The sequence below is a fragment of the Halosegnis marinus genome, from assembly GCF_029338355.1.
GTDB classification, from domain to species: domain Archaea; phylum Halobacteriota; class Halobacteria; order Halobacteriales; family Haloarculaceae; genus Halosegnis; species Halosegnis marinus.
In genome coordinates this window covers 1700978-1722152 of record NZ_CP119802.1, presented here as the reverse complement: position 1 = coordinate 1722152, position 21175 = coordinate 1700978, and the positions used below count along the sequence as shown (strand labels likewise).

17 protein-coding genes are annotated in these 21175 nt (G+C 61.0%); 8 read left to right on the top strand and 9 right to left on the bottom strand.

Translation table 11 applies throughout. The features are described 5' to 3' along the window. The first annotated feature begins 100 nt into the window (after positions 1 to 100). Genes P2T37_RS09590 through P2T37_RS09580 form a run of 3 tightly spaced genes read left to right on the top strand, consistent with a single transcriptional unit; the run spans position 101 to position 3587 of the window. Positions 101 to 1786: a hypothetical protein gene (locus tag P2T37_RS09590; protein ID WP_276233699.1), complete on the top strand. Its 1686-nt coding sequence runs from the start codon at positions 101 to 103 to the stop codon at positions 1784 to 1786. Continuing rightward, positions 1786 to 2739: a hypothetical protein gene (locus P2T37_RS09585; protein ID WP_276233698.1), complete on the top strand. Its 954-nt coding sequence runs from the start codon at positions 1786 to 1788 to the stop codon at positions 2737 to 2739. The genes P2T37_RS09590 and P2T37_RS09585 overlap by 1 nt, the downstream gene beginning before the upstream one ends. Then, complete coding sequence (locus tag P2T37_RS09580) at positions 2739 to 3587, top strand: hypothetical protein (protein ID WP_276233697.1); 849 nt, start codon at positions 2739 to 2741, stop codon at positions 3585 to 3587. The genes P2T37_RS09585 and P2T37_RS09580 overlap by 1 nt, the downstream gene beginning before the upstream one ends. A gap of 27 nt (positions 3588 to 3614) precedes the next feature. On the opposite strand, the gene P2T37_RS09575 is transcribed toward P2T37_RS09580, so the two are convergent. Both P2T37_RS09575 and P2T37_RS09570 read right to left on the bottom strand, forming a co-directional pair. Then, positions 3615 to 4094, bottom strand: a complete 480-nt coding sequence (locus P2T37_RS09575) for a hypothetical protein (RefSeq protein ID WP_276233696.1) — start codon at positions 4092 to 4094, stop codon at positions 3615 to 3617. A gap of 69 nt (positions 4095 to 4163) precedes the next feature. After that, positions 4164 to 5555, bottom strand: coding sequence for a DUF4330 family protein (locus P2T37_RS09570; RefSeq protein WP_276233695.1), 1392 nt, complete (start codon positions 5553 to 5555; stop codon positions 4164 to 4166). Between the two features lie 231 nt (positions 5556 to 5786). Between P2T37_RS09570 and P2T37_RS09565 the strand changes: the two genes are divergently transcribed. From P2T37_RS09565 to P2T37_RS09545, 5 genes are all read left to right on the top strand, one after another. After that, positions 5787 to 7226, top strand: a complete 1440-nt coding sequence (locus P2T37_RS09565; protein ID WP_276233694.1) for a sugar transferase — start codon at positions 5787 to 5789, stop codon at positions 7224 to 7226. Positions 7227 to 7336: 110 nt separating this feature from the next. Then, positions 7337 to 9589, top strand: a complete 2253-nt coding sequence (locus P2T37_RS09560) for an STT3 domain-containing protein (protein ID WP_276233693.1) — start codon at positions 7337 to 7339, stop codon at positions 9587 to 9589. Between the two features lie 213 nt (positions 9590 to 9802). Continuing rightward, positions 9803 to 10552 carry a formyltransferase family protein gene (locus tag P2T37_RS09555; protein ID WP_276233692.1) on the top strand — a complete coding sequence of 250 codons (750 nt, stop codon included), beginning with the start codon at positions 9803 to 9805 and terminating at the stop codon, positions 10550 to 10552. Then, the gene (locus tag P2T37_RS09550; RefSeq protein ID WP_276233691.1) at positions 10549 to 11358 is read left to right on the top strand and encodes an XrtA system polysaccharide deacetylase; all 810 of its coding nucleotides are present in this window, start codon (positions 10549 to 10551) and stop codon (positions 11356 to 11358) included. Before P2T37_RS09555 ends, P2T37_RS09550 begins: the two co-directional genes overlap by 4 nt. A gap of 58 nt (positions 11359 to 11416) precedes the next feature. After that, positions 11417 to 12274, top strand: a complete 858-nt coding sequence (locus P2T37_RS09545) for a glycosyltransferase (RefSeq protein WP_276233690.1) — start codon at positions 11417 to 11419, stop codon at positions 12272 to 12274. Positions 12275 to 12357: 83 nt separating this feature from the next. Here the strand turns inward: P2T37_RS09545 and P2T37_RS09540 are convergent, their stop codons facing one another. From P2T37_RS09540 to P2T37_RS09510, 7 genes are all read right to left on the bottom strand, one after another. Continuing rightward, complete coding sequence (locus P2T37_RS09540) at positions 12358 to 14313, bottom strand: DUF4838 domain-containing protein (RefSeq protein WP_276233689.1); 1956 nt, start codon at positions 14311 to 14313, stop codon at positions 12358 to 12360. A 145-nt stretch (positions 14314 to 14458) separates the two neighbouring features. After that, positions 14459 to 15247, bottom strand: a complete 789-nt coding sequence (locus tag P2T37_RS09535) for a polysaccharide deacetylase family protein (protein WP_276233688.1) — start codon at positions 15245 to 15247, stop codon at positions 14459 to 14461. Continuing rightward, positions 15241 to 16008, bottom strand: coding sequence for a formyltransferase family protein (locus P2T37_RS09530; protein WP_276233687.1), 768 nt, complete (start codon positions 16006 to 16008; stop codon positions 15241 to 15243). Before P2T37_RS09530 ends, P2T37_RS09535 begins: the two co-directional genes overlap by 7 nt. Before the next feature lie 11 nt (positions 16009 to 16019). Beyond that, positions 16020 to 17303 carry a sulfatase family protein gene (locus P2T37_RS09525; RefSeq protein WP_276233686.1) on the bottom strand — a complete coding sequence of 428 codons (1284 nt, stop codon included), beginning with the start codon at positions 17301 to 17303 and terminating at the stop codon, positions 16020 to 16022. A gap of 27 nt (positions 17304 to 17330) precedes the next feature. Beyond that, positions 17331 to 18146 (bottom strand): glycosyltransferase family 2 protein, encoded by an 816-nt coding sequence (locus P2T37_RS09520; RefSeq protein WP_276233685.1) that lies wholly within the window; start codon positions 18144 to 18146, stop codon positions 17331 to 17333. A 6-nt stretch (positions 18147 to 18152) separates the two neighbouring features. After that, the gene (locus P2T37_RS09515; RefSeq protein ID WP_276233684.1) at positions 18153 to 19487 is read right to left on the bottom strand and encodes a hypothetical protein; all 1335 of its coding nucleotides are present in this window, start codon (positions 19485 to 19487) and stop codon (positions 18153 to 18155) included. 203 nt (positions 19488 to 19690) lie between these two features. Beyond that, on the bottom strand, positions 19691 to 21106 hold the full coding sequence (locus tag P2T37_RS09510) for a flippase (RefSeq protein ID WP_276233683.1): 1416 nt from the start codon (positions 21104 to 21106) through the stop codon (positions 19691 to 19693). Between the last annotated feature and the right edge of the window lie 69 nt (positions 21107 to 21175).

Below are 21175 nucleotides of genomic sequence, written 5' to 3'. Positions count from 1 at the left end.
CACGAGACGAAGGGGGAACCGACGTGTCGTCGGGCATCCGGCCCGACGGCGCGGTGACGACCGACCGTGACACCGCCGCAGGTTCGGTGGAGGGGGACACATGCGCGTAACGGATGTCCTCTACGAGGCCGACGACCCCGTGGACGAGGAGCGGGCCCGCGCGCTCGCCGTCAACGAGGTCCTCCGGGAGCCGGTGTCGGCGGCGCTCGACGACCAGCGCTCGACGCGCCGGCTGGGTGCGGCGGCGGCGGTCGCCGGCGTCGTTCTCGGTATCGGGGCCATCGCGGCCAACGTCGGCGTCGCGGTCGGCGCCGTCCTGATAGTTCTCGGGCTCGCCGCCGGCGGTGGCGCCTACCTCTACGCGCAGCGACAGACGCCGGACGTCACGGTGAAGAGCGTCGATCGGGGGTACTGGACCGGCTACACGATTCCCGACGAGGCGGGCGTCGTCGTCTACGACGCGACCGACTCCGTCGAGACGACGAGCTTCGACCTCGAACGGCTCGACGACGAGGACGCCGTCGGCGCCGTCCGCGAAGAACTCGACGCGATGGGCGACTTCCCGGTTGTAATGCCGCACGACCGGAACGTCGAGGCGGAGTTCACCCGGACGCTCGACGGCATCAAGTCGGAGATCGAGAACGCGAACCGGACGACCGTCGAGGCGCCCGTCGTGCCCGCGAGCGGTCCCGAGGCGGCCGCCGTCGAGGCGTTCGCTTCACGGGCCGATGAGGGTACGACCGTGGCCGCCGACGTCGAGGTGGACGCCGACGACGCCGAGGCCGACGTCGCGGAACTCGCCGAACTCGAACGGATGGCCGCGACCGCCGACGGCGCCGCGGAGCTCGAAGCCGTCTCCGAGCGGAGCCGCGAGCTCGTCGGCGAGCTGTCCGGCGCCCACGAGTCCGCCGTCGACCTGTTGAACAACCACATCGGGACGACCGCCGACGCGTTCGGGCTGGTGAGCTACAACTTCTACTGCCCGGACTGTCTGACCGACGAGATCGACTCGCTCGTCGAGCTCTCGGACCCCGAGGCCGGCGAGTGGTACTGCGACACCTGCCGGAGCCACCACGAGACGGAGGCGGTCGTCCCGCGCCACCGCATCAAGGACGACCTCGTCAACCCGGTGTGGGACCAGCTGTGGATCGAGAAGGACGACGAGCGCCGCCGCATCTACGAGAACATCGAGGATCAGAAGGCCGAGCTCGAAGAGCGGGAGTTCGAGCAGCGCAGCGAGGAGATCCGCTCTTCGACCGACCGCATCCGCGACCTCCGCTCGCGCATCCGCGACCTGAAGACCGACGCCAAGGCATCGCGAGGGAAGGTCGACGAGATCGGCGAACTGATGGTGAAGTACGACCGCATCCAGGAGGAGCGCAAGGAGGCGTTCCGCGGCGAGGTCGAGGAGTCGTTCGCGGAGATCGACCGCAAAACCGACCGCATCCTGGAGGAGACGCGCAACCAGGAGCAGGAACGCATCGACGCCGCACAGAAAGCGGCCGAGGAGAAAGCCGAGACGATGCGAGCCGAAAAGCGGCGCCGCGAAGCCGAGATGTTCATGGCGCGGCAGGAGCGCGAGGACCGGCGGACGATGGCGGAGATGCAACAGCGGGGCGAGCTACACAGCGAGGAGATGGACATGGAGAAGCGTCACCACCGGGAGAACTGGATGATAGAGACCCGCGGCGGCACGGGACTGATCGACCGCATTGACCAGTTCAAGATGGGGAAAGACCGGCTGCCGCTGATGCGAGCTACTGCCTACGAGGGGGGTGACGACTGATGGCGAACGACGACCTCCACAAGCCGCTGAAGGCGATTAACAAGACAATCGCGAAGCTCCGCGAGGACGTCCAGACGCTCACCGGCGAGGTCAAGAAGGTCCACTCGGTGATCCGCGAGGCGGCCGAGACGGTTCGGGATGCGATTCACGAGAACATCCACGCACAGGCGGAGCTGAAGCTGATGGACCACGTGATGGAGGTGAAAGCGGTGGAGCCACAGATCGAGGCCGAACACGAGCAGATCGACGCCGAACAGGCGGAACTCGACGAACGGCTCGCCTCCATCGGCGACCGCTACGAGCGCCAGCAGCGCGAACTCGACGAGAAGGCCCGCGAGCGCATCCGCGACCTCGGCGAACACATCTTCGCGCTCGACGAGGAGCAGTTCGAGGCCGGCATCGAGGAGCCGTTCACCGAGCAGGTGACGCCGACGTGGCGGACACTCCAGGCGCACAACGAATCCGTGGGCGACGAGCGGAGCGACCGCGTCCGCGAGGCCGCGGGCGACACCGTCCAGACGATCCACGACTTCGTGGACCGCCAGGAGTCGCTCATCGAGACCGTCCGCGACCACCGGTTCGACGCCGAGGGAACCAGGCTCCCGACCGACGAGCGCGAGCGCCTGCAGGTCCCCTATTACGTCGTCGAGTACGAGGCAGACGGCGTCACCCAGCGCGAGGTCGTCGTGCCGTCGTCGCTCGCGACGGACGCCGACAGCGAGTGGTGTCGCGTCTCGCTCGACCCGTTCGAGGGGGCGGAACAGCTCCTGGCCGGCGCACCGGGCGTCTCGGAGCCGAGCCGAACCGAGTCGCTATCGGCCGACGCGGTGGCCCGACACCTCTCCGACTACAGCGAATCCACGCCGCTCGCGCCGTCGTACGGCGAGGCCGTTCGCGAGGCGATGCCCGACGACGGCTCGGTGCCGGTGCGGATCGAAGGGGGTGACGACTGATGGCTGACATCGAGCGGACCCGCGCGGTCGTCGAGGCGGGCGAGACGTTCGACGGGAAGGTGATTCCGACGGTGCAGGCGGAGCTCGACCGCCCCGTTCGCATCCGCGAGGGCGCGACCGTCCAGGGGAGCGTCTACGGGGCGACCGTCGAGACCGACGCCGACGCGACCGTCGAGGGGTCGGTGATGGCCGCCGACGCCGTCGAACTGGAGGGCGGCCGCGTCCACGGCGAGGTCGGCACGCCCGGCAAGGTCGTCGGCTCGGACGCGACCGTCGAGGGGACGGTCACCGGCAAGCGCGTCCGCCTGACCGACTGCGTCGTCCGCGGCAACGTCGTCGGCACCGAGTTGGTCTTAGAGAACTGTGTCGTCCTCGGCATCGTCACGGCCGACCGGAGCCTCGCCGTCGAGGACTCGCTGTGTTACACGTTCCGGAGCCACGGCGACACGCGGCTCGACGGCGCGACCACGATTCTCCCCCAGGCCATCTGTGACGGCCCCGTGGAGCTTGCGTCGCCCGTCACGGTCGCCGGCCTCGGCGAGCTGGACGTGACGGTCGAGGGCGACGAGGGGGACGAGTCCGACGCGGACGACGCCTCTGGCCGGCTCCCGGAGATGACGACCGAGGACCTCTACGACCGCGGCGACACGACGTATCTGACGCTCGCGCCGCGCGTGCTGAACCTGGAGAAGGTGACCGAGCGACTCGATGAGCTGGAGCGGGCGGTGTTGGGCGCCGTCGACGATACGAGCGGCGAAGGAGCGAGCGAGAGCTCCGTCGCGGAGGTGCTCTCGGCGCTCGACGTGGACACGGACGCGATCGTGAACACGGACATCGCGGGCGCGTAGGCGTTCGGCGTGTTAGCCATCGCCGCGTCAACGATTACTTGGCGGCGGTGTCTCTCCGTCGCTCGTTTCTGCTGATAGCGACGAGTCCGCGTCGCCGTGAGCGTCGGCGGGGCCATCGCCGTCGGAGTCGGGGGGCTCCGGCGGTGCAAGGAATGTTCCGAGTAACTGTCCGGCACGCGTCCCGGCGGTCCGGTCGGCGAGTGTGACGACTCGATCGAGTGCTCGCTTCGGCGTCGACTCGCGCCAGTAGGGAGCGAGCCACTCGATGAGCCGGTCAAACAGCGCGATAATCGGGCCGACAGTCCAGGTCTCCCGAAGGTCGATAACGATGACCTCCGGCTCGGGTTCCTTGGTGAGCCAGCGGTAGAGATACGAGTTGCGGACGGCGGTGCCGACGCGATCACTGACAGCCCGGGACGCGCCCAGTAGGTCGCTGCCCTTGGTGACGCGGTCGCGTGTCTTCTCGGTGGGACCGGCCGACTCCTCGGATTTGTCAGCCGGCGTCATACACGTGAGTTGACTGGCCGGCATAAGAAGGCCACGTTTGCGACAGTGGCCCTGCCGGACGAACCGAGGTTAGCCACTGACGCTGACGACCTCTGCTTCGATAACGATGGTGCCGAGGTCGATGACGACCGTCGAGCCCTGCCGGAGCGGCTCGCCTTTGAACCGTGGGCCGGTCGTCGTCTCGCGCACTCGAAGCGCCGTCGTGATTTCTACCTCTCGGTTGAACGGGTGGTCGACGACGTTCACGGAGCCATTCTCGCCGGTCGTGATGATGAGCGACGGCTGCGTATCCACCGCGGTGACGCGGGCGACCGTCTCGCCGTTCGCACGCTCGGTCATACCCGGTTCGATAGCATCGGCCATGTCCTCGCGCACCTCGCTCATCCGCAGGGTGACCGTGCGGGTGGTCGCCGTGCCGGCCGGTTCGAGCGTGCCCGTCCGCTCGATGCGCCCGGAGAGCGTGTACTGGCCGGTGTCGACGGTGACGCCGGCGCCGCGCTGAATCGGTGTCGTGCCGAAGCGTTCGCGCTCGCCGTACGCGAGCGTCCGCAGCGAGAGGCCGACGACGACGCGCACGCGGTCGGGGTCGCGGGTGGCGTACGCCGTGACGCTCGCCACTTCGGCGGTGTCGTAGCCCGCGACCGTCGCGGTGTCGCCCGCGGCGAGTCGCTGGGCCGTCTCGGCGTCGACAGTGGTCTCGATGACGACGTCGGCGCTGTCGAGCGCGAGGCCACCGTCGACGCGTTCAATTTGGCCGTTCAGCGTGTACTCGGCGGTCGGGAGGGTGACCGTCTGGCCACGGTGTAGGGGGGTGCCGCCGAACCGGCGTTCATCCTGTGAGCGGTAGGTTTCGAGCGTCGCTTCGACGAATACGTCGCGTTGCGTCGGGTTGCCCGTCGCGTAGACGGCGACGTCCTCGATGGTCGCGACGGTCCGGCCGGCGAGTCGGATTTCATCGCCGGCCGCGAGTTCGCGGGCGTCGGCCGCGCCTATTCGGTCGCGGATGACGACCGTCGTTGATTCGCGCGTGAGGGTGTCGTTTCGACCGACGTCGCGGAGTTGGCCGCGCACCTGATAGCGGTTCGTGGCAATCGTGAGCGTGCGGCCCAGCCGGAGCGGGGCGTTCGCGTAGGAGATGCCGTCGTCTGTGGGTGCTTGTACTTCGGCGCGGACGATGACGCGTGTTCGATCGCCCTGCGGCGTGAGGTATACGTCCGTGAGGGTGAGGCGGCTGTTCTGCGTGGCGTTGTACGTATCGCCCGCGTTGATCGCCGAGACGATGTAGGTTGGCTGGGTGCCCAGGTCGAGGGTAACGTTCGTCGTCGCGGTTTCTGGCCCCGAATCCGGTTGGAAGACGAGTGCTGCGCCTGCGACGACGGCCGCGAGGACGAACAGGACGACGAGCGCGTCAACGACGTTGATGACGCCGAAGAGGTTTCCCTTGTCGTCGATTAGTTCCACGACGGCTCACCCTGTGGAGGCATTATTTCCGGTAACTCGGAGGACTGTCAAAGCCGTTCTGGAATATAAATCAGTGGCTATGGTGGTGTGAAGCGCTTGAGATTCATGCGGAGGACTGCTCGGTATAGCATCAAGCTGGCCGGTAGTCGGTTTGCAATCTTGCATGGTAACAGTGCTATCTCAGCCGAGAAGCCGATATGATTAAACCGCTGGTGTGGCAGGTATTATATAATGGACGGGGGCTGGCGGTACCGGCTGTTGAGCGTCGCCGGAGTCGCCGTGTTGACCGTTGCCGCGGTGGGGGTCGCGAACACCGAGGTTGTGCAGGCTGGGTTTTCCATGATCCCCGTTATCGGCCATCTTCCCTTCGACGGATCGGCGGGCAAAGAGTTTGCCTACGAGGCGGGCATTGCAGCTGTGGTTGTCGTTAGCGCCCTGTTTCCGCTCTATAAGCCGCGGCCGCGTCGAATTCTCGATATCGGGCTGTATGCGATGAAACGCGTGACAGTTGCGCTGCTGGCGATGGCGGCCATCGGTTACTTCGATTACACGTATGCACTCCCGCGGGCAACGTTGCTCGTAAGTGGGGTGTTGGTGTTGATGGCTGTACCTGCGTGGTTCGTCGTGATTCGCCGGCGGCCACATCCGGAGGGTGAGCGGACGATTATCGTCGGCGACGACCCCGAGACGATGGAGGACATTTTGACTGTCGTCGAGGGGACTGTCCTCGGGTACGTGTCCCCACCGTCGCCGTATCAGGAACCCGGCGACCAGACAGTGGTGCCCGCTGAGCTCACCGACGGTGGGTCACCTACCCAACTGGACGCGTTGCCGAACTTGGGCGGCTTGTCACGGTTAGAAGACGTGCTTGTAGAGTATGATGTCGGGACGGCTGTGCTCGCCTTCGCCCAGCCCGATAGAGCGGAGTTCTTCGGGACGCTTGACACCTGCTACGAGCACGGTGTCGCAGCCAAGGCACATCGTGATCACGCCGATGTGGTGTTGACTACGGGGACAGCAGACGGTCAGTTAGTAGATATTGAGTTGGAGCCGTGGGACTGGCTCGATCACATCACGAAGCGCATTTTCGACCTAACATTTGCTGTGACGGCGTTAATCATACTGAGTCCGCTGCTACTCGTGATTGCGGCAGCAATTAAACTCGATAGTCCGGGACCAGTGCTGTACCGCCAAACCAGGACCGCGGCGTTCGGGAATATGTTCACCGTCGCGAAGTTTCGGAGCATGGTGACGGAGGCAGAGATGGAGACCGGAGCAACACTTAGCGAAGAGGATGCTGGCGGGACGGATCCGCGGGTGACGCGTGTCGGGCGAGTCCTGCGGCGGACACATTTTGACGAGATTCCGCAGTTACTGGCGATCCTCCGCGGCGAAATGAGCGTCGTAGGGCCTCGGCCAGAACGTCCGGAACTGGACAACGAGATAGAGGAAGGGACCGAAAAGTGGCGGCGCCGGTGGTTCGTGAAGCCAGGACTGACAGGCCTCGCACAAATCAACGGTATCACGGGATTCAACCCTGAAAAGAAGCTCCGGCACGATATCGCGTACATTCGGCAACAGTCTTTCTGGTTCGATCTAAAGATACTCGTCAGACAGCTCTGGATGGTAGGGAGAGACGTAGTATACGCATTTCGAGACGATGAGAAATGACCCACTTCAGGCGATGGCAAGAGAGCCGGTCGCTGTAGCCGTGTACTAATAGCTTTCCCGAGTAATCTCGAAGGCGGTGGATTTATTCACAACACGTTGGAGGTCCTTTCATGAGTATCACCCGCGAGGTTCGCTCACTCGTGGATAATCGGCCCGAGCTTGAGTCCGCATTTCGTGCGGTTCTTGCTGCCGACGAGCCGTTCAGGTTCGATGATCTGAACCTCAGCTCAGGTACGTTCGGTGAGATTGCTGCATCAAGTGCGATTACGAAAACCGAGGACGGAGCCTACCGCGTCGTTGACCGGGAGGCCGTCCGTCGAGCGCTAGACAGTGATCTCGAAACGGGGGGCGAGGCCGGCCCGAGGATTTCAGTCCCCTCGCTGGACCCGCAGCTTACCGCCACACTCGGTGGCGCAGTACTACTTGTCATTGCGCTTCGCTTGGTCTCTTGGCCAAGGATTTTTCAGGAGGGAACCATCATTCTCTCTGGGAACGATCCGTACCTGTACAGATACTGGGTTGAGCAGCTGGTCAGCGGTTCAGAAATATCGGTGGGCAATCTCCCGGGAGGCGTGGCAAATGGGGAACCACTGTTAATCGTGGCGTTATGGGCGGGGGCAGAGGTGTTCGGGGGGACAAGAGCAGCGGTGGGGCATGTTATGAGCTGGTATCCGGTCGTCTCCGCCGGTCTCACCGCAGTCATGCTCTACCTGCTGGGTGTCAAGATTAGCGGTGACCAGCGAGTTGGCATTGCTTCGGTCGCACTTCTCGGCGTCCTCCCCGGCCACGCGATGCGTACGAGTCTCGGGTTCGCAGACCACCACGCCTTCGATTATATCTGGCTCGCACTTGTCGTGCTGTCGATGGCCGTGTTAATCGCCAGCGCACACCGGTCCGATCAAACCATTCTCGGGGTCTGTGGGTTGGGGGTAGGTGTGGCCGGACAGACGCTCGCCTGGGACGCGAGTGTCTTGCTACTCATCCCGGTCGGACTCACAATAGCCGTACTGTCCATCCTAGCCGTTTATCATAGTCGATCGCCAGCCAGAACGATAGCACCCGTACTGTTGGGGGTTGGGGGAGGTGGTGTAGTCGTCTGGATTGTCCACACGGTGCTCGGGTGGCACACGTCGCTGGGGGCGGCTGCGCCGTTGATTGTGCTGGGGGGTGGCCTTGCTGTCGCAGCCATCGGTGAGGCTGTTCACAGGACGGAGCTGACCGCACGGTATGTGTTTCTCGGAGAGGTCTTTGCTGGGGGTCTGGCAATCGGACTGGTGTCGGTTCTGCGTCCCGATCTCTGGCGGTTGGTCGTGCGGAGCGTGACCGTCAGGTTGGTCCGTGAAGGGGTGATTGTCGAGACCCAGAACCTCTTCGGCCCGTCGTTCGGTTGGTTGCTCCTGTTCGGCTTCGTTCTCGTTCTTGCAGTCCCATATTTGGCGTGGGCGTCTTGGAGGGCGCTTGAGGACCTTCGCTGGGTTGTACCGGTAGTCTTTGGGTGGTACCTCCTTGGACTGGCAACACTCCAGATTCGCTTCGTTGGTGAGTTTTCGATATTTTCCGCGCTGTTCGCCGGGCTCGGGTTCGTCCATCTTGCCGAACGTATCGACGTAGCACGGCCTCCAGTTCCATTTGACCCAAGCTCAGACGGACGGTCGTTCGTTGTTCCGGGGCGACGGCAAATAATCACACTACTCGTGCTGTTCCTGCTCGTCGGTGGGTTAGGCATTGTGCAGGTCCCAATTAAAATCAACCAACTCACAGTCACCGATACCCAATACCAAACTGCAGCATGGATGAACGGGTACTCAGACGAGGCGGGCTGGGAGTATCCGCAAGATTACGTATTCAGCCAGTGGGACCGCAACAGGATGTATAACTACTTCGTGAACGGCGAGTCGCGTTCGTACACCTTCGCACAGGACAACTACGCACGGTTTCTTGTCAGCGAAGACCCCGAGCGCTGGTACGAGCGACTGCGCGATCGGACTGGGTTCGTCGTATTCGCCGGAGAAGCGACGCCACCGGGGAGCGTTGGCGCACAACTGGCCGCATTCGGTAGTCGGACCACGAACGCGACTGGGCTCGCACACTACCGTGCAGTCCACGTTTCGGGGCAATATCGTGTATTCACGCTCGTACCCGGGGCGACCATCTCAGGGAATGCAGCACCGAGCTCAACTATTACTGTGACGACAACCCTGAAACTTAATGACCGGTCTGTCACCTACGAGCGCAAAGTCAGGGTCAGGGCGGACGGGAGCTACCGGGTTACCGTCCCGTACCCAGGTAACTACACTGTTAGTGAAGAGACGGTACGGGTGTCGGAGCAGGCTGTCAATACGGGGGGGAACGTCACCGTATAGCATAGCCATTGGACAATTGGGGGGGAAGAGGAGCACTGCCCGGTGCAGGCCGGAACACCCTTGACCACGAGGGGATATCATGTATCCGGTGGTGCAAATGCGAGCGCCTGGTGACCGAGAGAGACCGGAAACTGGCGACCGATTAGGACGTGACGGTCGGTCACATCACGTCGGAGGTTCGGATAAATGTCCACGAAATTAGATGTGCTTATAGTGACACAGGACGATCCATTCTACGTCCCCTTGCTGCTTGAGGAGTTCTTCGAACAGCTGGGTGAGGACGTTACGGTGTCGCGGGTCGTGTGTCTTGATCCGTTCAACGAGTCGTTTCCGGAGCTCGTCTGGCGAACATATCGGCTGTTCGGGGCCGGCGGGTTCCTCCGTCACGGCGTCTCGTACGTGTCACGGACCCTGCTCGACACCGTTGGCGTGAGACGATGTTCGGTCGGCAGAGTTTCGAAATCACACGGCGTTCCGGTCGATCACGTTCAGAGCGTAAACACGGTGGAGTTCGTAGATTCTGTGGAAGAAAAGGAGATCGACGTGGTTCTATCCGCGAGTGCCCCCGAAATCTTCGATGAGTCGCTGCTCTCCGCTCCAAGCTGGGGATGTCTCAACGTCCACACCGCTGAGCTGCCAAAGTACCGTGGGATGATGCCGACGTTTTGGGCACTGTACCACGGCGAGACGGAGGTGGGTGTGACGATCCACGAGATGGTTGAGGAACTCGACGCCGGTCGAATTGCAGCCCAAACGACGTTTGACGTGACCGATCTAAACAGCCTCCACGGGGTTATCCAAAGAGGGAAGCGGATAGGTGGGAGGCTGTCTGCCGAGACACTCTCACGTATTGCAGCAGGTGAGATCACGCTCGAGGAGATGACTGGGTCCGGCTCGTATCACTCATTCCCGACCGCCGGGGAGCGCAAAGAGCTTGAGTCCAGCGGGTGGCAAATGCGATGACCTACCTGTTGTCGTTCGACGTTGAGGATTGGTTCCACGCGCACAATATACGCCCTGCGGTAAGTAGGGACCAATGGGAGGCCGTCGAGTCGAGAGTCCTTGGGCGGACACGGCGTATCCTTGAGCTCTTGTCAGACTACGATGTCTCTGCAACGTTCTTTGTACTCGGGTGGGTCGCAGAGAACCACCCCGAAGTCGTTCGAGAGATAGATCGCCAGGGGCACGAAGTGGCGAGCCACGGATATAACCATGAGCTCCTGTACGAGCAGTCGCCAGCGGAGATTCGAGCAGATATCAGGCGGTCGATACGTGTGTTGAACCCGCTCATTCAGGGAGAGGTAGATGGCTATCGTGCTCCAAGCTTTTCGATCACTGACGAAGCGGTCCAAATTCTGGCCGACCTAGAGCTGAGCTACGACTCAAGTTCGTTTCCGGTTACCGGTCACGACCGATACGGGACACTGTCCATGCCGTCGAACGAGGACATTGTGACGCTGGACTGTGGGATTCAGGAGGTGACGCTGCCACAACTCAACCTCGGTAAGCGGATACCATGGGCGGGTGGCGGCTACTTCAGGTTCATCCCCTACGAGATTTACAGGCGTGGTGTCGAACGAATCCACAGCCAGCGTACGTTCGTCTTCTACCTCCACCCATGGGATATAGATCCGGGGCAGCCCCGACAGAAAGAGATTCCACTGAGCTACAGGCTCCGACATTACACGAACCTCGACCGCACAGAGGACCGGCTCCGGCGACTTCTAAACGACTTCGACTGGCAGCCAATCGGGCAGTCACTCTCGTAAGCCAACCGGCGTAGCCTCTTCGTCAATCTTTACACCCGTTTCGTCGTATCGGCTCCTGATGGATTGCCTATCGGTCGTCATTCCAACCTACGAAAACGACGACCCGGGAGACCTCGCCAAGGCACTCAAGAGCGTACTTGACCAGACGGTCCCGCCGGACGAGGTCGTCGTCGTCGGTGACGGACCGCTCACCGCCGAGTTGAAGACGACGGTCGCTCGATTCGAGGAGAAACATCCCAAGCGGGTCAAGCTCTTCCAGCTACCGGAGAACCGGGGAAAAGGAAAGGCGCGACAGGAGGGTGTGAAGCGGACGACCAACGACATCGTGGCGATGATGGATGCCGACGACATCTGCCGGCGGGATCGGTTCGAGTTGCAACTTGAGTATCTGAACACGAACCTGGAAACCGATGTCGTGGGGAGCTACTTCACAGAATTCGACCCCGACTCGGAAGAGCGGTACGCAGTCCGCGAGGTTCCGGAACGCCATGAGGAGATCGCGTCAGTTGCTCGCTACCGGAGTCCGATTAACCAGGCGACGGTGATGTTCCGGAAGGAGCCGGTGATGGAGGTCGGCAACTACGAGGACGTACGACGGCTGGAGGACTATCGACTGTGGGTCCGACTGCTCGTGAACGGCGCCACGTTCGGGAACATCCCGGAGTCGCTCGTGCACGTTCGTGCCGGAGAGAATATGCACGAGCGACGAGGGGGAATGGCATACGCGAGGAGCGAAATCGGCATGCAGTACGACTTCTACCGCTGGGGGTTCATTCCACTGTGGCTGGCAGTCTTCAACGCAGCCACTAGGGTTGTAGTGCGGACGCTCCCAAACAGACTCCGAGGTGCGGTGTACGAACACCTGCTCAGAGCAAATCCAGAGGAGCACGCTCAAGACCGTACAAACGAGTCGTAAAGCTAGCTCATGGGTCCCGACTCCCTCGGGGTAGTGTCGCGACCGCATTGTTGGAACCGTTCTCCGTGTCTGTGACAAGGTGACTACGAGACTGTCCACCGGGGCCCCGTCGTATCGACCTCCTCGCCTAAGTGGGCGGCATATCCGTGGAGCGAAAAGTATCCATCCGGATCAACTAGTGAACGGGGGAGTGCGTCCAAGTCCCATTCCTCACCGAGGTCAACCAGCTCCGCGATATCATTGTACGCGTCTACGACGCGCCGAAGTGAGGTACGGTCACCTTCCTCATGGTCGACGATCGCTTGCCGGAAGGCGAAGTAGTGTTTGGTGTACGCTGCGCCCAGCCGCATCGCACGGACGTTCCGTCGTGTTCGGGGCGTCGTCGTCGCCGAAACCGCAGTATCGAGTGAAGAAACCACGCTTTCGATGAGGCCATCAGTGAAGACCGGGCGGAGTTCGGTGAGGGGGTGGCGATCGACCGCATGGTCCGCATTCTGAAGGGCGTTCCAGAGCCGGTCGTATGCACTCCGTACCGGGGGCGATCCTCGACCGAACATCCCGTCGAAGTACTGATCAAGTACCTCGTCCGCCGAAATATCGACATTCCATAATTTTCGTGCCATCACATAGAAGTGTGGACCGTACTGCCCCCACCGCCCTTCACCACCTTGCGAATAGAATCCGTCGTACCCCAACTGGAAGATTGTCTCGATATCCGTCGCTAACCTGTTCGCGATTGGGAACGGGAGACAATCCAAGGCGTACTTGACGGTGTACGCGTAGAGCCACGGTGCCTCAGCACGCTCCGTCCATCGTTGTAGAACTGTCTCGAACCGCTCACTCGCTTCCGTCGCCGTCGAGCCAATTGGATGAGCGTAGTCCGCTGGGTTGTAGTGTGCGACCGCCACGGTGACGTTGTCGGGAACTCCTTGGAGCGTAACCGGCGGCCAGACGTAGTTCAGGTAGGCAGATGTGTAGAGCCGCTTGTCGGGATGAGTCTTTTTTAGTCGGTTCGCGATTGCCGAAATCGCGCGAAAAAACGGTTCGCTGATGTTTCGGTGGTGTTTGAGACGGGCTGGCTGTCCAGCGTCTCTCTGTGCTCGGATCTGTGAGTCGGAGGCGAACCGAGGGGGCCATCCGTACCCGTCTTCGGGAGTGACAGCGACGTGGTCGACGTTCGGATTCGTGTTGAAGAATCTCCGACATCGCTCGACGAGAGCATCCCGTACCGCCGCGTTTCGCAGGTCAAGCTGGTTTTCGCTGTACCACTCGGGGTGCTTTTCGCGATACTTCGACGGCGGGAGCAGGTCGTAGAACGAGTGGATGTTCGTCGAAGCGACGTACCCTCCGCGGGTTTCTCCAACGGGTTCCGTCGAAGTGTGCGTGAACGCGGCGTCCGAGACTGCAGGCCAGTAGGTCGGCTGGAGTCGATTTCGGATCGCCCATAGGAGGTACTCCTCCGAGTGAAACGCACCAGCGACCCGGGCAGCGAAGTCTGGAGCGTGAATGCCATCGTTCACCAGTACGGTCAAGGAGGGTTCGTCCGGGATTACCGTCCCGTCGGGGCCGGGCGCCAGCCACCGAATTCCGAACGCACGTTCGAGCAGCTCGTACGTCCCGTAGAGCACTCCCCGTGGACCCCCGCCGCGTACGACGAGGTCTTGATTCGAAAGACAGAGTTCAAACGCCTCCTCTCGAACGGCCTTACGAACGCTTTCGAACGAACCGATCTCGAAGCGAAGGCTGTAAGCCGCTTCCTGGGTAAAGTCGATGTCGGTACTCACCTCCGCGTAGTGGATGAACTCATTTCTGGTGGCCGACGGTACTGCTTCGTCCGCTACTGTCGGTTCGAATTGTGCCTCCCCTCCGACGACCAAATCGACGGACTCGCCAGTCGAGGCACCGTGATACGTTTCCCTCGGCTTCGATTGGTCGGAGCGCGTCTCGTCGTCGGGGGTGCCGGAGCGTCGGTTGCTACATCCCGATGCGACGACACCTGCCGAAATCACGCCCAGAAGCACGTCGCGTCGGTTTACCACTAGTTTGGGTTTCAACACTAGACCGTTTAAATCTAATTCCCATCGTCGGTTGGGATGACACGAGCTTTGTACTCGCAGCAGATTGCGCTCGCCCGAGCCATCGATGTCCTCAGGCTGCGCGCACCGCCGGCCGGCAAGATAGAGATTATCGTCGCGACACGAGAGGACGGCGGAGCCGCTCGAACCGGTTTTGTCCGATCGTCCGCTTGATGCTCTTCAGGGTGAACCATCTGCCCTGAACCCACAGCCGGGTTCTGAGATTGCGGTCGAGTATCCGTTCGATTCCGTCGGCGCCGGTGTCGTGCCAGACACTCCAACGCCCGACCGGGCTGCCCTTTACCGGCAACGACAGATATCGCGGCTCTGAAATGAAGACGTAATCGTAACCGGCATCGAACGCGTCCGTAAGCACGTCCTCATCAACGAATCCACCTGGGATTGAGATCGACCGACAGGTGGTTCCGAGCAGCGACTCAAGGGCCTCTTTGCTCCGGACCAGCTCAGCTCGTCGTTTCGATGGGGAGACTTCACGGAGGTTCGCGTGAGTGACGGTGTGGCTCCCGACGTGGTGGCCCGCCGCGGCGAGTTCTCGCACGTGGTCTTCGGTCATGTAGCCATCGTCGCCGAGGCGACCGGTAACTACAAAGAAGTTCCCCCGCATACCGTACGATTCGAGCAGTGGAGCGGCGGTTTCTGCACAGCTCACGCCACCATCATCGAACGTCAACAGCAGCGGTCGCTCAGCGTCGGTGTCGGAAGCCAGCACGACTTGATGGGACGACGCGTCGATTCGTTCAAGATGTGAGCGGAATATCTCCGGTGGGAGCTTGTACCGCCACGACCCGTCGGTAACGATGCCGGACTCGGTAGCTCTCTCCCGAGCCACGATATCGTGGTACAACAACGCGACGCCAGGGGCCGTCCGGATCACCATCGTTCCGCCCGCCGCTTCCACCCGAGATACTCACTCAGTCGGGGTTGCCCCCAGACATCGCTGTCTCTGCCGCTCACGTCGATCTGGTCTCGCGCTCCCGAAACAGCTCCCTTGAGTGCTTGTGCAATCTCGTCCAAGTTGTCGGCCACAACCTTGTACTGAATGTAGAGGTGCCCATCATCGACCGGGTCGAATGAGGTGGTTCCCTGCGCGAAGATCGGTCCGGTGTCGATTCCGTCGTCGATCTTAAGCAACGTGTAGCCTACCTTCTCGGGCTCTCCGTTGGCAAGCGCCCAGAAGCAGCCGTGGGAGTTCCGGTACTCGGGGCAGATACCGGGATGGATGACGTACGTTCCCTCGGTCGGAATCGAAAACACGTTTGAGTCAAGCAGAATCTTTATTCTGGCGATCGTGGCGTCGGCTTCCCGCTCCTTGAGAAATTCTTTCGTCGGCTCCTCATTCGGGTCGTCGACCGTTATCCGGGGCACCGTGTCGGGCACGTCCGGGTACTTGTCCCTGGTCGATTCGATTAATTCGTCAATCTTCTCGCCTTCGCGGTCGGCCAACACAGTGCGGTAGTACAGACGAAACGCGAGGACATCGGCGAAGCCAAACAACCCACTACGGGAGAGTTCCCGGCGTGCGCGAGCGAGCGTTCGCGCTCGCTTGTTTCGGATTACGACGACGCCGACGAGATCCGACACACTCGCGAGCCACGGCTCGATTACCTCGCGTTCGAACCGGGCGTCCTCGTGTCGCATCAAGACCGTCCTCATAGGTAGCCTAGATCCTCAAGTCTGCCCTGCATCTCCGTGTTCATTTCGGCGGCGGTCTCTGCGAGTTTGTCTCCACCTTCGAAGTCGTGTTCGTTGAGGTGTGCTGTGAGTAGTCGCTCCAATTCCGACTCGGCCTCGTGTCCGGAGTTCACTAGGTTGGTCTTCTCGACCGGATCGGCCTCGAGATCGTAGAGCTCCGGTTCTGGGCCCCCTGCAATGTACTTGTACTGTTCGTTCCGGAGCCCGACGAGCGGGTCACCAGAGTCTGGGTTCGTTTCCGAGATGACGACCGTTCGATTCACTTCCGGGGCTGTCAAATCCACCCCTTCGAAGGAAGCGACCGAAACGTCGTCCATCTGTCCGACAAGTGTTGGGACGATGTCCAATGAGCTGATCGGTTCGGGAGTCTGCACCTCGTCGTCGTGCGGTAGGTCCAAGACGAACGGCACGCGGGTCACCTCCTCGTAAAGTTTCGGCATGTGGGTGAACTCCCCATGTTCCCTGAACTCTTCTCCGTGGTCGCCGGTGAGAACCGTGCAGACGGCGTCGGTGTACGTCTCGATAGCATCGAACAGCGGTGCGAGTTCGCGGTCGGTATGTTCGATTTCCTTGTGGTAAGCTTCGCGGAGACGCTTGACTTCGTCGGTAGTCACGCTCTCGGGTTCTGAGACCGCCTTGTGCCACAACCGTTCAGATCGGAGCTTGTCGATGTACCCCTGGTCACGGTTGAGCGCGTAGGGACCATGTGGGTCCATATAGTGGACCCAGAGGAACTTCGGGCCGCGGGCTTGGTGCTCGGAGAGCCAATCGATCGCCTGTCTGGTGATTGTTTCTGCAGGTTGGTACGGAAACCGACGCAGGAGGCGAATAAGCTTCGAGTATAGGCGGGTCGCCGTCTCCGGGAGTCGAGTCCGTTCGACGTATCGAAGCCCATCCGAGAACGTGTCGAACCCCTGATCATATCCAAAATGTCGCGAGAGCAAGGGATTCGAGTGGAAAGCTGCGGTACTGTACCCCACCTCGGAGAGGCGCTGTGCGATGGTGGGTGTCTCCACGTCGTGTAGGAAGTTGTTAAAGAATCGGTGGGCGTACTGTGAGGTCAGGATCGCGGGGACTGAGGCTCGTGTGTGCGAACTTGGTGTAGTCGCAGCCGTGGACACGTTTGCCTCATCTGCGACAGCGTCCATGTTCGGCGTCGCTGGCGTATCGTCGCCGAGGAAACCGACGCAATCTGCCCGCAGAGAATCTACGGTGACGAGGACGATATCGGGACGCTCCATCTACTCGCAAGTCCAAGGTATAGTGGTTTAGAGTTTCGGTCCGTTCCGAAGGAGTCGCTTCGCGAGCCGACGGTACCGAAGAATCGCGATGAACCGCCGTTGACCAAGCAGCAGACTCAGCATCTGTCGTGCTATCGGCGCCAAGAAGAGGATAGCAGCGTCGGTTGAGTCGAACCCGTGCCCATATTTATAGTCCACGAACGCCCGTTCGAGATACCGGGCGAAGGCTACGTCTGGCGAGTTCGACGCGCCCTCAACATTGAACAAGGTGATTACGTCGGAGACGTAATGGACATCGTACGCGCGCTCATCCCGGAGTCTTGCCCAGAGTTCATAATCAGCGACGTAGGTGAACTGTTCGTCAAAACTATACTGCTGGTGCAGCTCTCGGTCAACGAGGGTGGCCGGGTGGGGGAGTCCGGGGCCTTCTTTCCCCGACCGCCAAGGTCGTGTGAAGTTCAGCGACTCGCCGTCGATAGTGAGCTCGATCCGTCCGGAGATTATGTTCGGCCGGTTTTCGCGGATCTCGGGTCGTGTGAACAGGTCCTCAATAACGGAGTCGGTCCGGAACTCGTCGCCAGCGTTCAAGAACAGTACGTAGTCGCCCGTCGCCCGTTCCAACCCCTTGTTCATCGCATGGTATCGTCCATCGTCCTGTTCCGACACGAGGACATCGAACCACTCCTCGCGCTCGGCAAGCCACTCCGACGTTCCGTCGTCCGAGTCGCCATCGATTACGACGTGTTCGATCTCGTCGTAGGTCTGCCCGCGAACGCTCCCGACGGTTCCGGGGAGTTCCTCAAGACAGTTGTAGCATATCGTGACGACACTGAGCGAGAGCATCACCGGCTAGGTGTCCGAGGTGGTTGCAAGCTTTTCGGAACAGTCCCGTAGCTCACCCCAACGCACGAGTGCGTATGCGAACAGCGCGTATGAAAAGAACTGCGGGCCGAGCAGTTTTCCGACAAGCGGAGCGAACAGGAGCGTCGTGGACGCGTTCGCGGCCGCGAGGGCACCGAGATAGCTGTCGCCGCTCACCTTCCAGCCGACGTAGATATAAGACACGACCACCCCCAAATAGGCGAGGCCACCCAACAGCCCCGTACGGAGCACGGCCTCCCAAAGCCCGGCATGGACGAAGTGGTCCTCCCCAATCCACCTTGGGGAGCCGAACGGCGAGGAGACCATGAAGGTACTACCCATGCCGCTCCCCACGAGCAGTTCGAGGAGTCCGCCGTCAATCCGGGCCAGAACGCCGAATGGTTCGGCGGCGCGGCTCCCGCCGAGCACGATTAGGCGCTCGTAGAGCGTGTAATCGCCGACCAGGGCAACCATCTTCGAGCCGAGATATCCGTACTCCCGCCACTGTGCACTCGAAAGCTGCGTCGCTGCAAGGAGCAGCAACCCGCCTCCGATGACTCCAACAACGGCGACGACCCCACCGCCGACGGCGAGCTCTCGCGGGCTGTTGAAGCGAGCGTAGGTCACGGCCAAGACCGCCGTGAGTAGGGTCTGTAACAGCAACGATAACGACTGGGAGTACCCGACCAACGGGAGGGTTGCGACCACGAGGAACGGGAAGCCGTAGCGTGCGACGGGATCCCCCTGCCTGTACTGCCAGTAGCCGAGCACAATCAGGATAGGGAACTGGTAGATGAACCTCGGTCGATCATTCAATCCTAATACACCGGTGACGTAGAGGGTCAAGACACTGGCGATCAGCAAGAGACCGATCCGGAATGCGACGGCGAGGGCGGTTTCGAGCTGTTCGGACGAGTCGGCTACAGCGTACACAAGTGTAACCGTCGCTGCCGGGATGATGAACTTGTAGTAGTCACCAAAGACATCACCGGTCGGGTAGCCCCGCAGGAGGCCGACGACGAGCGCGACAGTCGAAAGCAGAACGGTCGCACCGAACACCGCCGCAATACCCTGGTAGGTCCGGTCGAACTGTACGCGTCCGCGGCAAAAAAGTACGAGACCGATTCCACCGAGTGCAGCCCCGAACAACAACGCTTCGAGGACGAGCTTTGTCCTGACTGCACCCCCGGCACCGATGATCCGTGGAATTGCTATCGTCGAGACGTAGAGTCCGACGACTAACAGGGGAACTACTCTCGCCTCGAGGTGGGAGCTATGTGTTGCGGCGCTCACGGTACCACCGTTCGACTGCACCTGAATCATGCGAGTCGCGTTCCGCACGACAGAGGGCGGATGCGTTGTCGGAGCCGCGCCACCACGACTCCTTGACGAGACGGGCAGCTGGGACTCCCGCACCGCCAATAACGGTCACACGGGAGTCGACAGGTATCATTCGGACGTACTCAGATTGAGAGCAATGAAGATAATTATTCCTTTTGATGCCCGCGCGGGGTGCGAGTAAATCATCAACCAAGTAACTGTTTTTTGAGCTTTTTCGCTCTCTGACGAACGCTTGGCGGAATCAGCAGGACGAAAAAGTACAGCACACCGCCGAATACAACGGTCCCCAGAAGCGACACCTGAGAGTCGATAGAAATCATCTGATTTATCAAGAGTAGCACAACACCCATACACAGGCTGGACAGTAGTACGTAACCGAGGGTTCGGTAATCGAAAGAGACGGCCACTTGGCTCCGTAGGTAATATGTATTCACCGCCGCGTTTACGGCGAACGCCAGAGTCGTCGCGATAGCCGCCCCCTCAATACCGTACAAGGGAATCAAGACGACATTAAGTCCGACGTTAATCAGCATGAACAGCCCCGCGGCGTACGCTGTATATGCCGGCTTATCAAGACCGAATAGTGTTCTTGCAACGACATCATTGAGACTCTCGGGGATCTTGCCGACGAGAAGAACAACGAGGACCATCGCACCGGCTGCAGTCGTCGGGTCAACGAACGTCCCTAGAAGAGAGTCTCCAAGTAATGCGGCACCTACAATTGCAGGGAAGACGACGACAAGCGCGCCGGTTATGCCGTCTCTGACGGTTTCGGTCACCGCTGTAAGCTCATCGCTGAGTTGCCAGTCGCTCACTTGTGGAAACAGGGCAGTCCCGATGGACTGCGAAACCAGCGAAACGGCACGTGCGACCCGCCACGCGGCTTCGTAAACTGCCACCGCTCCCGGTGAGAGATAGTAGCCGATGAGTAAGGTGTCCGTCCATCCATACAGTGCGCTGGCGACTACCGATGAGACGAATGTGTACTTCGAGAACGCAAACAGAGATCGGCCGACGTCTAGCGATGGGAGGCTTGGCGTGTACCCTATCAGCCAGAGCGAGACCGCCGAAATGAGGACCCACTGTAGAACGAAGGCGTATACGAGCCCCAATAGCTCGAATCCAGAGACGGCCATCGCGTAGCCGGCGATTAGTAGCACAAGATCACCGAACAACTGGACGAGGGCTGCCTCGGAGACACGAAGTCTACCACGAAGCGCGTGTAGGCCGACCCGACCGAGTTGTTGAACCCCCACAGCAATGATTAACGAGGGTACCAACGATGGGGACAGGAACGGTTCAATGACCGAACCGCCTAATAAAAGAGCAGTACCGACGATGACGAGAAAGAGAGCCTTGAGGACCAGTACGGTCGATATCACCTTCGACGGTCGATGATCCGCGACACGCTTTTGAGCGGCACTGCCGAGCCCCATGTCGACACCTATTCCGAGGATGGTAACTACAGCCTCAAACAAGACAAATCGACCAAAAATATCAGAGCCGAGGATGGTAATAAAGACAGAGATTGCACATAGTGCGACTACGGCCCGACCTAAGCGCGATACCAGGTCAACAGAGATAGTTCGTGAGAGGTTCATCGACTGAGCCAGAACGGGTACGCTGAACGTTTACTCGGCCGGGATATAAAAACGTCCTAATAGGAGTCA